At 63.1% G+C, this 13,726-nt stretch carries 15 protein-coding genes and 1 other RNA gene; 8 read left to right on the forward strand and 8 right to left on the reverse strand.

Annotated elements, in window-relative coordinates; genetic code table 11:
• Position 1 precedes the first annotated feature (1 nt).
• Both JJJ17_RS13530 and ssrA read right to left on the reverse strand, forming a co-directional pair.
• Positions 2–478, reverse strand: coding sequence for an SspB family protein (locus tag JJJ17_RS13530; RefSeq protein WP_200687663.1), 477 nt, complete (start codon positions 476–478; stop codon positions 2–4).
• Positions 479–896: 418 nt separating this feature from the next.
• Positions 897–1,251, reverse strand: a transfer-messenger RNA (tmRNA) gene (gene ssrA / locus JJJ17_RS13535).
• Between the two features lie 77 nt (positions 1,252–1,328).
• Between ssrA and JJJ17_RS13540 the strand changes: the two genes are divergently transcribed.
• Positions 1,329–1,607, forward strand: a complete 279-nt coding sequence (locus JJJ17_RS13540; protein ID WP_200687359.1) for a PepSY domain-containing protein — start codon at positions 1,329–1,331, stop codon at positions 1,605–1,607.
• Positions 1,608–1,683: 76 nt separating this feature from the next.
• Here JJJ17_RS13540 and gndA read toward each other — a convergent pair whose 3' ends face one another.
• From gndA to JJJ17_RS13560, 4 genes are all read right to left on the reverse strand, one after another.
• Positions 1,684–3,087 carry an NADP-dependent phosphogluconate dehydrogenase gene (gene gndA / locus JJJ17_RS13545; RefSeq protein ID WP_200687361.1) on the reverse strand — a complete coding sequence of 468 codons (1,404 nt, stop codon included), beginning with the start codon at positions 3,085–3,087 and terminating at the stop codon, positions 1,684–1,686.
• Positions 3,088–3,331: 244 nt separating this feature from the next.
• Positions 3,332–3,775: a PaaI family thioesterase gene (locus JJJ17_RS13550; protein WP_234464099.1), complete on the reverse strand. Its 444-nt coding sequence runs from the start codon at positions 3,773–3,775 to the stop codon at positions 3,332–3,334.
• Positions 3,776–3,856: 81 nt separating this feature from the next.
• Positions 3,857–4,717, reverse strand: a complete 861-nt coding sequence (gene pdxY, locus JJJ17_RS13555) for a pyridoxal kinase (protein WP_234464100.1) — start codon at positions 4,715–4,717, stop codon at positions 3,857–3,859.
• A complete protein-coding gene (locus JJJ17_RS13560) occupies positions 4,714–5,391 on the reverse strand; it encodes an MOSC domain-containing protein (RefSeq protein ID WP_200687362.1) in 678 nt (225 codons plus the stop codon). Before JJJ17_RS13560 ends, pdxY begins: the two co-directional genes overlap by 4 nt.
• Positions 5,392–5,603: 212 nt before the next feature.
• Between JJJ17_RS13560 and JJJ17_RS13565 the strand changes: the two genes are divergently transcribed.
• Both JJJ17_RS13565 and JJJ17_RS13570 read left to right on the forward strand, forming a co-directional pair.
• The gene (locus JJJ17_RS13565; RefSeq protein WP_200687364.1) at positions 5,604–6,725 is read left to right on the forward strand and encodes a Ppx/GppA phosphatase family protein; all 1,122 of its coding nucleotides are present in this window, start codon (positions 5,604–5,606) and stop codon (positions 6,723–6,725) included.
• 1 nt (position 6,726) lies between these two features.
• Complete coding sequence (locus tag JJJ17_RS13570) at positions 6,727–7,479, forward strand: RlmE family RNA methyltransferase (RefSeq protein WP_200687366.1); 753 nt, start codon at positions 6,727–6,729, stop codon at positions 7,477–7,479.
• Here the strand turns inward: JJJ17_RS13570 and JJJ17_RS13575 are convergent.
• A complete protein-coding gene (locus tag JJJ17_RS13575) occupies positions 7,464–8,516 on the reverse strand; it encodes a helix-turn-helix domain-containing protein (protein ID WP_200687368.1) in 1,053 nt (350 codons plus the stop codon). The two genes, JJJ17_RS13570 and JJJ17_RS13575, sit on opposite strands and share 16 nt — an antisense overlap.
• A gap of 85 nt (positions 8,517–8,601) precedes the next feature.
• Positions 8,602–9,501 (reverse strand): tRNA (adenosine(37)-N6)-dimethylallyltransferase MiaA, encoded by a 900-nt coding sequence (gene miaA / locus JJJ17_RS13580; RefSeq protein WP_200687369.1) that lies wholly within the window; start codon positions 9,499–9,501, stop codon positions 8,602–8,604.
• Positions 9,502–9,602: 101 nt separating this feature from the next.
• On the opposite strand from miaA, the gene pyrH reads away from it, so the two are divergent.
• The 5 genes from pyrH (at position 9,603) to JJJ17_RS13605 (ending at position 13,726) form a co-directional block, all read left to right on the forward strand.
• Positions 9,603–10,337, forward strand: a complete 735-nt coding sequence (pyrH, locus tag JJJ17_RS13585) for a UMP kinase (protein WP_200687371.1) — start codon at positions 9,603–9,605, stop codon at positions 10,335–10,337.
• A gap of 14 nt (positions 10,338–10,351) precedes the next feature.
• On the forward strand, positions 10,352–11,137 hold the full coding sequence (locus tag JJJ17_RS13590) for an ion transporter (RefSeq protein ID WP_200687669.1): 786 nt from the start codon (positions 10,352–10,354) through the stop codon (positions 11,135–11,137).
• Between the two features lie 438 nt (positions 11,138–11,575).
• On the forward strand, positions 11,576–12,139 hold the full coding sequence (gene frr, locus JJJ17_RS13595) for a ribosome recycling factor (RefSeq protein ID WP_200687372.1): 564 nt from the start codon (positions 11,576–11,578) through the stop codon (positions 12,137–12,139).
• A gap of 7 nt (positions 12,140–12,146) precedes the next feature.
• Entirely contained in the window at positions 12,147–12,881 is a 735-nt protein-coding gene (uppS, locus tag JJJ17_RS13600) for a polyprenyl diphosphate synthase (RefSeq protein ID WP_200687373.1), read from the forward strand.
• Positions 12,878–13,726 carry a phosphatidate cytidylyltransferase gene (locus tag JJJ17_RS13605; RefSeq protein ID WP_200687374.1) on the forward strand — a complete coding sequence of 283 codons (849 nt, stop codon included), beginning with the start codon at positions 12,878–12,880 and terminating at the stop codon, positions 13,724–13,726. The genes uppS and JJJ17_RS13605 overlap by 4 nt, the downstream gene beginning before the upstream one ends.

Here is a 13,726-nt window from a genome sequence, read left to right on the forward strand (position 1 = left end):
TCTATTTGCGCCAGCGGTCAAGCTGAACGACCTCACCGCCGCCGGGAGGATCGTCGTCGGGCGAATCATCGCCGCCGGTTTCGTCGCTGTCTTCGTCTTCATCCTCGTCGTCCTCATCGGCGTCCTGCGTTTCGAATCGCAGGCCGAATTCCACCGAGGGATCGACAAAGGTGCGCAGCGCGTCGAAGGGAATCCGCATCGGCTCGGGCGAGTTGCCGAAGTTCAGGGTGATGGTGAACCCCTCGTCATCGACGTTAAGGTTTTCGAACCAGTGCTGGATGACGATGGTCATTTCTTCCGGGTAACGCTCGCGCAGCCAGTCGGCCATTTCGACGCCTTCTTCGCGCGTGTCGAAGGTGATGAAGAAATGATGTTCCCCCGGCAGGCCATGCGTCGAGATATCGTCCAGAACCTCGGCGATCAGCCCCTGCATCGCGCGATGCATCATCTTTCCATAATCGATCCCGGACCGCGCCATGCCTTCACCCTTCATGATTGGCGCACAGCATAGGGATATGAATCCAGTTGAAAAGGGGGGCTATCGCGCGATGCGGGAAGATTTCGGGCCGTCTGCAAGGAGAGGTAGCCCAGCATCAGCGGTGCTGGAACAAGGGCAGCTTGGCGGTGTGGCCAAGGTTCGGATCGTGCAAGCCCGCGCCGCAACACTCTGCTGATGCGGGATCACGCCTTTTCAGCGGCTTGTGACGATCCACGTTTGCTGATGTTTCGCTGAGGCGATCCTGCGTTCGCGAATGATGAGTCGGCGCGCTGTTGTCGGGCTGACCCGGCAGGCAGAACATTTATCAATATCGATAAACAGTCTTAGCAAATGGATGGCTGAAATAACGTTCTGCGTGTGCAGGCGTAGGCGTTGCAGGTCAGATTGTGGGGGGGAAAGTGCAGGATTCTGTTGCCAGGCTCCTGCGGGCCCCGCCTTACGCTGCTAGGCGCAAGGACTTAGGTTTCGGTTACCCGAGCTGCTTACGCAGCCAGAGCGACCGGAGCACGGTTGTCGTTGGCAACTGTACATTTTGCACCGATAACGGTGGTAGCTCACCGAGACAAAGCAAACATCTTTAGACGTTCGTCGATCCTGTTTCGACCCCATGAGCCCCCAACGAAGGTGGTTTGGTGGAGTCGCCGGGTACCGCCCCCGGGTCCGATCCGCTTATTACATGCGCGTTTATGTCCATAGCCCGGCTTGCGCCGAACAGATCGAATATATGGGGGCGGAACGCCGCTCGCAAGGGGCGGGGTGGCGGTCGGCTTGGAACCTGTGGGCGGGGGATACGTTGGGTGGGCACGACCAAGCAAAGAGGAAACGACACATGATCAAACAAGCCTCAGCCCTCGTTGCACTGGCCACGATTGTTGCCCTGCCGACCACGATTCTTGCCCAGCAGGCCGACCGTGACGTGCCGCCCGCTGGTTCGATGGCACTGTCCGAACTGGTTCAGAAGCTGGAAACCGATCTGGCATCGGAACTGGGCACGATCACCGATGTCTCTTGGGATGACGACGGCTTCTGGGACGTCGAATACCGGAATACCGAAAACCGTGAGGTCGAGATTCGCGTGGATCCCGCCAGCGGTGAGGTTCAGCAATAGTTTAACCAGTGTGACGTTACCAAAACACCCGCCAAAGCTGGCGGGTGTTTCTTTATTCACGGAAGGCGTTCGTGGTTCAGCCTTGCTGCATGGCCCATGGGCCGTGACTGTCCTCGATCCCGTCCAGACGCTCGAAACCATGCGCGCCGAAGAAATCGCGCTGCGCCTGGATCATGTTCGCCGTGCCGCGCGACGTGCGCATCATGTCGAACCACATCAGCCCGGAAACAAGTGCCGGGACCGCATGTCCCGCATCGATCGCTTCGACCACGACGCGGCGCAGAGACGGCAGTGCCTTTTCCACCAGATCGGCGAAGAACGGGGCCAGAACCAGATTGCGGGCCGGATCTTCGGCCAGTGCCTCGGCCATGTCGTTCAGCATGGTTGACCGGATGATACAGCCCGCCCGCCAGACTTTCGCGATCTCGGGCAGGTTCAGCGTCCAGCCGAAGGGCTTCGACGCTGCCGCGATCATCGCAAAGCCTTGCGCATAGCAAAGGATTTTGCCCGCGATCAGCGCCTGTTCCAGCGCGCCGGTGTCGAAATCGGCGCGTTTCGGGGCGGCGCCGAACCGCGCCTCGCCCGCCTTGCGCTGATCAAGCTGACCCGAGACGTTGCGCGCCATCACCGCCGCCTCGATCACCGGGATCGGGGCTGCCAGATGCTGCGCCTCGATGGCGGTCCAGCGGCCGGTGCCTTTCTGGCCCGCACGGTCAAGGATCACATCGACGATCGGCTTGCCGCCATGCGGATCGGCGGTCGCGGTCACGGCTGCCGAAATCTCGATCAAGTAGGATTGCAGCGGGCCTTCGTTCCAGCGGCTGAACACTTTCGAGATCTGGGCCGCATCCATACCCATGCCGTCGCGCATGATGCCGTAAACTTCAGCAATCATCTGCATGTCGGCATATTCGATGCCGTTATGCACCATCTTCACGAAATGGCCCGCGCCTTCATCGCCCATCCGTGCGGCGCAGGGCGTGCCGTCTTCGGCCTTGGCGGAAATGGCGGTCAGGATATCGGCGACGCTGGACCAGTCGGCCTCGCTGCCGCCGCCCATGATCGAGGGACCATGCCGCGCGCCTTCCTCGCCGCCCGAGACGCCCATGCCAAGGAAATGGAACGGCAGACCGGCCTGATTGCGGCGGTTGGTGTCGTGGAAATCGGCGTTGCCCGCATCGATCACCAGATCATCCGGGCCAAGATAGGGGGTCAGCGCCTCGATCTGCTGATCGACGGCGGCACCTGCCGGAACCATCAGGATGATGGCGCGGGGGGGCGTGATCGCCTCGACCAGTTCCTTCAGGCTGTCGGTCGGAATGACCCGGTCTGCAAGTTCACCGGCATCGGCCTTGAAGCGGTGGGTAACATCGGTGGTGCGGTTCCAGACCGCGATGGGAAATCCTTTTTCAGCGATGTTCAGTGCCAGGGCCGCGCCCATGGTGCCTAATCCGATCAGACCTATCCGAGCCTGTGCCATGTCAGAACATCTCCTGTTTTCTTCTAACGTAGTCAGTGATTACGCTAACATATAGTGAGTGTCACGCCATCATCTGAGGGGGTGTCAAGGATGGCGTTTCAGGGTTGCGGAATTGTAGGTCGGTCATCGCAGAAGGTGAAGCGCGTGGCCGACCCCAAGGCGGAAAACGCGCCGTCGCGGCGGGATCGATTTTTCAGCCCAATCGCTGCCATCTCCGGCTTGCCTGCGTTGCTTCGCACCAGCGTCACCCTCTGGGCCGCATCTGCATCAATGTCTGCAATCCGGTCGCCACATGCACCCGTCTGTTGCCGGTCACGCCCCAGACATCAAGCTGACACACGGTCAGATTTCGACCCGGCTTGATCACCCGGCCCACCGCCTCCAGCCGGTCGCCCTGACCGGGATTCATCAGGTTCAGCTTGAACTCGACCGTCAGCACCGAACTATCGGGATCGAACAGCGTATAGGCCGCATAGCCCCCGGCGGAATCGGCGATGGCCGAGCTGCCGCCAGCGTGGAAATAGCCGTTATGCTGGGTCAGGTCGTCGCGAAACGGCAGGATGATCGTCACCTCTCCGGTGCGGATGGTGGTCATCGTTGCCCCCATCAGCCGCATCAGCCCCTGCGACGCAAAACTGTCCCGCATCCGCAGAACCGTTGCCTCGTCCAATGCTTCGCCAATCTGCATCGCCGCCCCCGTTTTGCCTCCGAAGGTCATGAGAGGGCAAAGCCCGCGTGGGGAAAAGCCCCCAAGGCCTGTGACCTAGGGTCAGATGCTCAGCAGCGCGCGGCGGAATGACGGCTCATAAAGCACGATTTCGCGCGCGCCGGCCTTTGCGGCATAGTCGAGCGCCCGGCCCGTCAGATCCTGCGCCCGGGCCACTGCCTGAGGCAGCGCATCGCCCCGGCCCAGCCCGGCCATGACCAGCCCGGAAAAGAGATCGCCGGTGCCGGGCAGGGCGACGGGAATATGCGGTGTGGGGTGACGCGAAACGCCCCGAGGCCCGATGATCACGCTTTCCAGATGCCCGTCGGGGCTGTCCCGCAGCACGCAGCCGGTCGCGATCAGCGAGGCTTCGGGCGCGAGGTGCAGCTTGGCCGCCGCGGTCTCGACATCGGCAAGGGTGGTGATCGGCGTGCCGGTCAGATGGCCCAGTTCGAAAGAGTTTGGCGTCGTCAGATCGGCCATCGGCAACAGGCGGTCGCGCATCAGCCGGGCCAGTTCGGCGGGCACGTAAAGCCCCGGCCCGTGATCGCCCATGACCGGATCGCACAGATAGCGCAGCGACGGATTGGCCACCTTGGCCCGCGCCACGAAATCGGCGGTCAGTTCCGCCACCTCGACCGAGCCGATATAGCCCGTGATCAGCCAGACCGCCCGCTGCGGCAGGCCACGCTCTTCCGCGCCCAGCAGCAGGTCGGCGAAAATGGCGGGGGGAACCGGCGCACCGCGCAGCGTCGGATAATCGGGTGTGTTGGAGAACAGCACCGTCGGGATCGCCGCCACCTCCAGCCCCGCCGCCTGCATCGGAAAGACCGCCGCCGAATTGCCGACATGACCGTGGACCACCTGACTTTGGATCGAGATGATCAGCGGCGCCTTGTCGATCCGGGTGTCGATGTCGCTCATGTCTTGCCCTCCAGCCTTGGTCGCCAATCCTCGACCCGTCCGCTTTCCAGCCTGCGGGTGGCATAGCGGCGCCATCCCTCGGCCAGCACGTCCAGCGCGGCGATCTGTTCCAGCGCATCGCGGTTCAGCCGGTCCACATACATGACATGCCAGAGCCTGCGCAAAGTCCAGTCGGGGGCCAGCCGGTCGATCCGCGTCATCCGGTCATCCGGCGCAACCATGCCGGTCTGAAGGACGCGGTAATACCAGCCGGTGCGGCCCGTCCCCTGCACCCGCCGCGCCATATCCGGCACGCCGAAGCGGTGGTTCAGTTTCCAGCAGGGCTGCCGCCCCTGCGAGACCTGTATCAGTGCCTCGCCCAGCCTGAAGATATCGCCGACGGCCACGTCATCCTCGGTCAGGCCATAGGTTGACAGGTTTTCGCCGAACGCGCCGGGTTCCCGCAGAACCGGCAGCGGGCCAAGATCGTCGCGCCACGCGGAATAGTGATCGCGGGGATAGTGATGGACGGCCTTTTCCGGCCCACCATGAACGCGCCGGTCGGCCTGCTCATCGGTCTCGAACCCCTCGGGGCCAAGATGCAGCGCCTCTGCGACCGGGCGCTTGACGATACCGCTGTGGCTGTCACTTCCGGCCAAAGGTGCGGCTTTTCCAGTCAGCAGGGTGATCAGCATCGGCGTTCCGGGGCAGGGGTGAGGGTGCAAGCACAGGAAGGGAAACAGGAAAGCCGTGAACCGGCGCTTGGCCGGTCCCGGTCGGAAAGTGATAGACCCGGCGCCGCGCCTGTTCAATCCGTTCGCGCGGCCCACTTCTGTCGGCGCTGCCCCTTGAATGAACACGGGCGGCAAGCTACTTTTTATTCAACTTGTCATCGGAGGGCGTGATCATGACGCCCAAGCGTCCTGCGGGTGCGGACGCGTTCCCGAGAAAAACGGTCGAGCCGTCTGCCACCCGCAACGTCGAGGAAGGGCAGCTTTATGCTGCGCTGGACCTCGGGACCAACTCGTGCCGGATGCTGATTGCCCGACCGCGCGGCAGTCAGTTTCAGGTTGTGGACAGCTTCTCCAAGCCGGTTCAGCTTGGGCATGGGCTGGAAGCTTCGGGACGCCTGTCCCGCAGCTCGATGGCGCGTACCGTTCACGCGCTTCAGGTGTGCCGGCGCAAGCTGGAGCAGCACCGCGTCGGCAATATGCGTCTGGTCGCGACGGAAGCCTGTCGCCGGGCGCGCAACAGCCGTGATTTCCTGCGCACCATCCGCCGGGAAACGGGCCTGCCGTTGGAGGTGATCGACGCCGAGGAAGAAGCACGGCTTGCCGTCATTTCCTGCGCGCCGCTGGTCAGTCACCGGACCGAGACCCTGCTGGTCGTCGATATCGGCGGCGGCTCGACCGAGCTGGTCTGGATCGATCTTGAAGATGTCGAACCGACCGAGCGGTCGCGGGCCATCATGCGGCTGTCGGACGGGTTCACCAATCCGGTTCCGGGCGGCGCGCGGGTCGTTGACTGGATCAGCGTGCCGCTTGGCGTGGCGACGCTGCGCGACCAGTTTGCCGATGTCGAAGACGATCAGGGCCGGTTCGCGCTGATGTCGTGGTATTTCGAAGAGATGCTGTCGGGCTTTTCCCCCTATGCCAATGGCTCGCCGGATGAGGGTTTCCAGATCATCGGCACCTCGGGCACCGTCACCACCGTCGCGGCCAGTTTCCTTGGCCTGCGCCGCTATGACCGGACCAAGGTGGACGGGCTGGAGATGACCACCGAACAGATCGACCGGGTCATCCATTCTTATCTGCAGCTTGGCCCCGATGGCCGCCGCGCCGATCCCCGGATCGGGCGGGAACGGCACGCGCTGATTATGTCGGGCGTGGCGATTCTGCAGACCCTGATGCGGGTCTGGCCCACGAACAAGCTGTCGGTCGCGGATCGGGGGCTGCGCGAGGGGTTGCTTTACGCCCAGATGGTGCGCGATGGAGTGCTGACGCCGGACGGAATGAACGGAGTGGCATGAAATGACGAAAATACCGGGCAGCCGCGCGGGCAAATCCAGCGGGCGCGGCCAGCGCGATCTGCGCGTGCGGGTGAAGACCGCGAAGGGGCGGAGGCTCAGCAGCAAACTGTGGCTGGAGCGGCAGTTGAACGATCCCTATGTGGCCCGCGCCAAGCGTGAAGGCTATCGCGGCCGGGCGGCGTTCAAGATTTTGGAACTGGACGACAAGTATCGGTTTCTGCTGCCGGGTGCGCGCGTCGTGGATTTGGGCTGCGCGCCGGGCGGCTGGTGTCAGGTCGCGGTCGAGCGCGTGAACGCGCTTGGCGAGAAGTCGGGCAAATCCGTCGGCAAGGTTCTGGGCATCGATCTGCAAGAGGTCGATCCGATTGCGGGTGCCGAAATCCATGTGCTTGATTTTCTTGAGGATGGTGCCGATCAGCAGGTCAAAGACTGGCTTGGCGGGCCCGCCGATGTGGTGATGTCCGATATGGCCGCATCATCCTCGGGCCACAAAGGCACCGACCATTTGCGCATCGTCGCGCTGGTCGAAGCGGCGTTGCAACTGGCCTTCGACGTGCTGGAACCGGGCGGGACGTTTGTGGCCAAGGTGCTGGCTGGCGGGGCAGAGGCCGACATGCAGGCATTGCTGAAGCGCAACTTCGACAAGGTTGCCAATGTGAAGCCGCCCGCAAGCCGCAGTGATTCATCCGAAAAATTCGTGGTTGCGACCGGGTTCCGGGGTCGGAAAGACCCCGAGGATCAGGACCGGGACTGAGCGCGGAACACCTCGGGCGTGCGGCCTGTCGCTGCGACGAAGGCGCGGGTGAAATGGGCGTGGCTGGTATAGCCCAACTCTGACGCGATCCGTGCCGGAAGCGTGTCGGTTTCGCGCAGGACTCGCACCGCGCGATCCAGCCTGAGACGATGGACCAGCTCGACCGCGCGCTGTCCGCGCGCGGCAAGACAGGCCCGATCCAATGCCGCGCTGGTCGTGTTCAGTTGCGCGGCCATCTCGGCAATCAGGTCGCAGGAGCCAAGACGAGTTGCCGCCAGCGCAAGAAACCGCTCGACCAGCGGTCTGTCGGGCAGCGGGGGAGGCGTGGTCGCAATGCGGTCACGCTCTGGCTCCAGTTGGCTGAGGCGCAGCGACAGCAGATTCATCAGACAGGCGATGGTGGCGGTCTGCGGCGCGCGCGCCTCGGCGGCAAGATCGTTCAGCGTGGCAAGAAATTGCGGGCCGTGGCCGCCGATATGCGCGGAAAGCCCCTCGACAGGGAACGCCGGTGAACTGCGCCCGGCAAGGGCTGCCGAGATCAGGGCGACATGCCCCTCGGCCCCCGGCGCGGGCAGGGTCGCGAAGGCGGTCCCGGCCGGGATCAGCCGCAGATCGCCGCGCCGCATGATGTGATGGCGGCGCGGGAAATCAAGTTGCATCCGCCCCTCGGTCACCCAGATCAGCGTGTGGTCTGGCCGGGTGCGCGGTTGTGGCGGGCGGGCGGGACTGCCCCAGACGAAGGCCGCAATGGGCAGCAGGCGCAGACCCGGCTGCGGTCCAGCCGGGCGACCGGCACGGGCCAGTGGACGCGCGATCAGTTTCGCGATTGCCGCCAGATGCGCGTTTTCGGGGTCTTGATCGTCGCCCGGCACTTCGGCGGAATTTGGCGGATAGGTGGGATTGCGCGGCGGGAGAGGGGCGTTGCCGGAGGGGTTGGTTTCCGCGCTGGAATCGGGAATGCGTTCACCTGTCGCCCGCAAGCGGCTGGGCGAGAATGGAAAACCAGATTGCCATTCCGATCGTTCGAACACTGACATGGTTCGCGCCCAAGACACCCTATAATAGGCGAATTATCGCCGGTATCGTCGGGCTGTTCAATGAGTCGTCAGCGTCAACCGAAGATCAGCGAACCTGTGTGGTTTTCGCATCGACCGGCCATTGCTGCCAGTCCTTCATCCGTCCACGGAACCAGATCCGCTGCGATTTCGCATATTGCCGGGTGGCGATGATCGCGCGCTCGGTCGCGCTGTCCAGATCAGTCTGGCCGCGCAGATGGGCGATCAGTTCGGGCGCACCAATCGCCCGCGCCCATTGCCGTGTCGGGTCCCATTGTGGGCGCATCGCCCGCGCCTCGTCCAGCGCACCCTGCGACATCATCTGGCGAAAGCGGATCGCGATCCTGTCGGCCAGCCAGTCGCGGTCGGTGGTGATCAACAGCCGCTGGCTTTCCTTGGTGCCGATCAGCGGCGGCGGCGTGTCTGCCTGCCACTCGGCCAACCCACGCCCGGTTGCGCGCAGCACTTCCCACGCGCGCTGGACTCGGGCGGGGTTCAAGAGGTCGATCCGGCTGGCTGTCAGCGGATCAAGCCCGTCGATCATCCGTGCCAAGCCGTCCTGTTGCCGCAGAAGTGCATCGCCCTCGGCCCGGATTTCGGGTGGGACGGGCGGAACATAGGCCAGACCCTGCGTCAGCGCCGTCAGATAAAGGCCGGTGCCGCCGACGATGATCAGCCGCTGAGGCAACAGGTTCTGCACATCCTTCAGCCAGTCGCCGACCGAATAGCTGCGATCGGGTGTGACATGGCCGTAAAGGGCATGGGGGGCTTTTGCCTCGTCCTCGGGCGAGGGGCGGGCGGTCAGGACGCGCCAGCAGGACCAAATTTGCAGGGCATCGGCATTGACGATCAGCCCGCCTTGCTGGCGCGCAACTGCAAGTGCCAGCGCGGATTTGCCACTGGCTGTCGGCCCCGCAATCAGCAGGTGGCGTGACGGGTCGATCTGATGCAAGCTGTTGCTGTCCATCCGGTGTTTACGGGCTGTTGATTACCCCGACCTTTTGCGACATTTTGCGCCGCGATGAAAGCCAAGGCCCCACGCGAATGCCGCCCAAGGAAGGACCAACCATGACCGACGACACGGGCGCCGCGCCCACCCAGTATGGCCGCGTAATGCTGAAGATTTCGGGCGAGGCGCTGATGGGGGATCAGGGTTTCGGCCTGCATCCGCCCACTGTCGCGCGCATCGCCAATGAGGTGGAATCGGTCTCGGCCATGGGGGTCGAGGTGTGCATGGTCATCGGTGGCGGCAATATTTTCCGTGGTCTGCAGGGCAGCGCGCAGGGGATGGAGCGGACGACCGCCGACTATATGGGCATGCTCGCCACGGTGATGAACGCGCTGGCGATGCAATCGGCGCTGGAGGCCAAGGGTCTGCATTGCCGGGTCATCAGCGCGATCCGCATGGATGAGGTTTGCGAGCCCTATATCCGCCGCCGGGCCATTCGCCACCTTGAGAAGAAGCGGATCGTGATCTTCGCCGCAGGCACCGGCAATCCCTATTTCACCACCGACACGGCGGCGACGCTGCGCGCGAACGAGATGAATTGCGAGGCGATCTTCAAGGGCACCAAGGTCGATGGCGTCTATGACAAAGACCCGAAAAAATTCGACGATGCAAAGCGTTACGGCGAAGTGACCTATGACGAGGTGCTGCAGAAACATCTGGGCGTGATGGATGCCTCGGCCATCGCGCTGGCGCGGGACAACAAGCTGCCGATCATCGTCTTCTCGCTGGACGAGCCGGGCGGGTTCCGCACCATCCTGCAGGGCAAGGGCACCTATACGCGCGTCCACGGCTGAGAGTTGTGGGCCAGATCAGCCGCGCCGTGGAACGGTTCGTTTATGACCCCGCCGTGGGCCGATTCATCACCTTCGTCATCCTGTTCAATGCGGCGGTTCTGGGGCTTGAGACCTCGGCCGGGATCATGGCCCGGTTCGGGGGTCTCATCACCGCGCTGGACCGACTGTGCCTGACGATTTTCGTGATCGAAATCCTGCTGAAGCTGGCCGCGCGCCGGTTTGGGTTCTTCCGCGACGGATGGAACGTCTTCGATTTCGCCATCGTCGGCATTGCGCTGGTTCCCGCTGCGCAGGGGCTTTCGGTGTTGCGGGCAATGCGGGTTCTGCGGCTCCTCAGGATCGTCTCGGTCACGCCGCGCCTGCGTCGGGTGGTCGAGGGCTTTTTGTCCGCGCTGCCCGGCATGGCCAGCGTCTTTGTGCTGATGGGGATCATCTTCTACATCTTCGCGGTGATCGCGACGAAACTGTTCGGGCAGGATTTTCCTGAATGGTTCGGAACACTTGGCCGTTCCATCTACACGCTGTTCCAGATGATGACGCTGGACAGTTGGTCGACCGGAACCGTTCGCCCGATCATGGAGGTCTTTCCCTGGGCCTGGGTTTTCTTCGTGCCCTTCGTGCTGATCACCACCTTCGCGGTGATGAACCTTGTGGTTGGCCTCATCGTCAACTCGTTGCAGGACGCCCATCACGCCGAGGAAAATCAGGCGACCGAGGCCTATCGCGATGAAGTGCTTGCGCGGCTTCAGGCGATCGAGAAGCGACTGTCCCAGAGACCCGGCGATGAGGATCGCGGTTAGGGGCGCGCGACGGCTGCGGGCGTTCATAAATGGACCTGTGCCGTCGCCTGCGCCGATCAAAGAAGAGTGAGCAGCTTCGCGGAAGGTGGATCGAACAGGGGCAGCAGCAACTGCTTTGGCAAGAAGTTGGGGCGGGTGTTCATCCGATCTTCAGCTTTTCCGGCCTATATGTCGCGAGAACGAAGCAGCGGAGGGCTGAGCAGATGAAGCGTTTCGACCAGCGCAAGCGAGGTCGCCGAGGCTGTCAGTATGCTGAAACCTTTTGCAGTCTTGCTGGAAAGCGATGGTTTTGAGGCGCTTGGCGTCCAAGAGATGAAAACCGGCCATTGATCGGCGTCAGCTCGCGCGGTGGCCCGCCCATTCGGGGGGCAAAGGCTTTGCCATGCCTTGGAAATCCGGTTACAAGCGGTAAAAATTACGACGCAGAGGCAGGCCGGCATGGCAGACGACATCGAAATCGACATTGACGATCTGGAACGGCGGATGAAAGGCGCGATGGAAAGCCTGCGCCATGAATTCGGATCGTTGCGCACGGGCCGCGCATCCGCCTCGATGGTCGAGCCGGTTCAGGTGGACGCTTACGGTCAGATGACTCCGATCAACCAGCTTGGCACCGTCAACGTCCCCGAGCCGCGGATGGTCACCATCAATGTCTGGGACAAGGCGATGGTCGGGAAGGTCGAAAAGGCCATCCGTGAAAGCGGCTTGGGCATCAATCCGCAGCTGAACGGCACCATCATCATGTTGCCGATTCCCGAATTGAACGAAGAACGCCGCCGTGAGTTGACCAAGGTCGCCGCGCAATATGCCGAAAGCGCCCGCGTCGCCATTCGCAACGTGCGCCGCGATGGCATGGATCAGGTGAAGAAGGGCAAGACCAATGGCATGCCCGAGGATGACCAGAAATTCTGGGAAGGTGCGGTTCAGGAACTGACCGACAAGATGATCGCCAATGTCGATCAGGCGCTCGAGGCCAAACAGGCCGAAATTATGCAGGTTTGAGGGTATTATGGTCGCGGAAACCGCAGAATTGCTGGATACGGGTGGAAGCGAGCAGCGCCCTCGCCATATCGCCATCATCATGGATGGCAATGGCCGCTGGGCGACCGAGCGGGGCTGGCCGCGTCTGGTTGGCCACCGCCGCGGGGCAGAGCGCGTCAAGCAGATCGTTCGCGCCTGTCCGGGTTTGGGGGTGAACTGGCTGACCGTCTATGCCTTCTCGACCGAGAACTGGAAGCGCTCGACCGAAGAAGTCATCGGTCTGATGAAGATCTTCCGCCGCTATATCCAGATGGAGGCGGACGGGCTGGCCGGTGAAGGCGTCCGGTTGCGCTTTATCGGCGGGCGCGAGCGGCTGGACCCGAAACTGCAGACGCTGATGTCCTCGATCGAGGCGCGGACGGCGGGCAATTCGCGCCTGAACCTGACCGTGGCGATCAATTACGGCGGCCGGGACGAGTTGACCCGTGCCTCTGCCCGGCTGGCACAGAAGATCGCACGGGGCGAGATTTCAGAGCCGAGCGAGGCTGATTTCGAGGCATGTCTGGATACGGCGGGCCATCCCGACCCGGATCTGATCATCCGCACCTCGGGTGAGACGCGGACGTCGAACTTCCTGCCATGGCAGGCTGCCTATTCCGAATATGAATTCACGCCGACGCTGTGGCCGGATTTCTCGCCCGAGCATCTGGCGACGATTCTGGATCGCTTCGGCCTTCGGGAACGGCGTTTCGGCGGCGTATGACCGACGCAGGGGGGGAGACCGCGCCGAAGTCGCCTTCGGGAAAATGGGCAGACCTGTCACGGCGGATCGCCTCTACACTGGTTCTGCTGGGCATCGGGGTGTTGCTGGCCTTTGCCACCGGCATCTGGCTGCGGCTGGGCATGGCGGTGATTTCTGCCGTCACTTTCTGGGAACTGGCATCGATGACCGGCTGGCGCGGCAAGCGCCATCCGCCGGGGCCGTTCGGGGCGTGGAGGCCGCTGGCGCTGGCGATCATCGCCGGTTTCGCGCAGGCCTCGGCTTTGATGTACGAGAATGTCTGGACCTGGCTTCTGCTGTTTTTGCCAATCGTCGCCGGGATTCCCGGCGCTGAAAGGCGCGACCGCTGGACCTATGCGATTTTCGGCATGGCGATCCTGCTGGTCGCCTACGGGCTGGTCTGGTTCCGCGAGGAATACGGGCTGCATTTCGTGCTGTGGCTGATGGGAATCGTCATCATCTCGGACACGTTGGGCTATTTCGCCGGGCGGATGATCGGAGGGCCGAAATTCTGGCCGTCACTGAGCCCGAAAAAGACGTGGTCGGGCACGGTTGCGGGCTGGATCGGTGCGGTGATTTTTGGCGCTGTGCTGTATCTGACCGGCGCGGGCGATGCCTCGCTGATCTGGGTGTCGCCGCTGGTGTGTTTTGCAGGGCAGTTGGGTGACATCGCGGAAAGCTGGCTCAAGCGGCGGGCAGGGGTTAAGGACAGTTCCAACCTGATTCCGGGACATGGCGGTTTCATGGATCGATTTGACGCAGTGACGGGCGCGGTGCTGGCGACCATTCTGATCGGGCTGGTGACGGCGCTTCCGGTGGTGAACTGA

The organism is Paracoccus caeni, assembly GCF_016629665.1.
GTDB classification, from domain to species: domain Bacteria; phylum Pseudomonadota; class Alphaproteobacteria; order Rhodobacterales; family Rhodobacteraceae; genus Paracoccus; species Paracoccus caeni.

Coding starts and splice junctions, on each gene's coding strand:
- frr (WP_200687372.1), top strand. CDS start 11,576: ATGGCAGACGACATCGAAATCGACATTGACGATCTGGAACGGCGGATG.
- JJJ17_RS13565 (WP_200687364.1), top strand. CDS start 5,604: ATGACGCCCAAGCGTCCTGCGGGTGCGGACGCGTTCCCGAGAAAAACG.
- gndA (WP_200687361.1), bottom strand. CDS start 3,087: ATGGCACAGGCTCGGATAGGTCTGATCGGATTAGGCACCATGGGCGCG.
- pdxY (WP_234464100.1), bottom strand. CDS start 4,717: ATGAGCGACATCGACACCCGGATCGACAAGGCGCCGCTGATCATCTCG.
- JJJ17_RS13605 (WP_200687374.1), top strand. CDS start 12,878: ATGACCGACGCAGGGGGGGAGACCGCGCCGAAGTCGCCTTCGGGAAAA.
- JJJ17_RS13575 (WP_200687368.1), bottom strand. CDS start 8,516: ATGTCAGTGTTCGAACGATCGGAATGGCAATCTGGTTTTCCATTCTCG.
- JJJ17_RS13540 (WP_200687359.1), top strand. CDS start 1,329: ATGATCAAACAAGCCTCAGCCCTCGTTGCACTGGCCACGATTGTTGCC.
- JJJ17_RS13530 (WP_200687663.1), bottom strand. CDS start 478: ATGGCGCGGTCCGGGATCGATTATGGAAAGATGATGCATCGCGCGATG.
- JJJ17_RS13570 (WP_200687366.1), top strand. CDS start 6,727: ATGACGAAAATACCGGGCAGCCGCGCGGGCAAATCCAGCGGGCGCGGC.
- pyrH (WP_200687371.1), top strand. CDS start 9,603: ATGACCGACGACACGGGCGCCGCGCCCACCCAGTATGGCCGCGTAATG.
- JJJ17_RS13560 (WP_200687362.1), bottom strand. CDS start 5,391: ATGCTGATCACCCTGCTGACTGGAAAAGCCGCACCTTTGGCCGGAAGT.
- JJJ17_RS13550 (WP_234464099.1), bottom strand. CDS start 3,775: ATGCAGATTGGCGAAGCATTGGACGAGGCAACGGTTCTGCGGATGCGG.
- miaA (WP_200687369.1), bottom strand. CDS start 9,501: ATGGACAGCAACAGCTTGCATCAGATCGACCCGTCACGCCACCTGCTG.
- uppS (WP_200687373.1), top strand. CDS start 12,147: ATGGTCGCGGAAACCGCAGAATTGCTGGATACGGGTGGAAGCGAGCAG.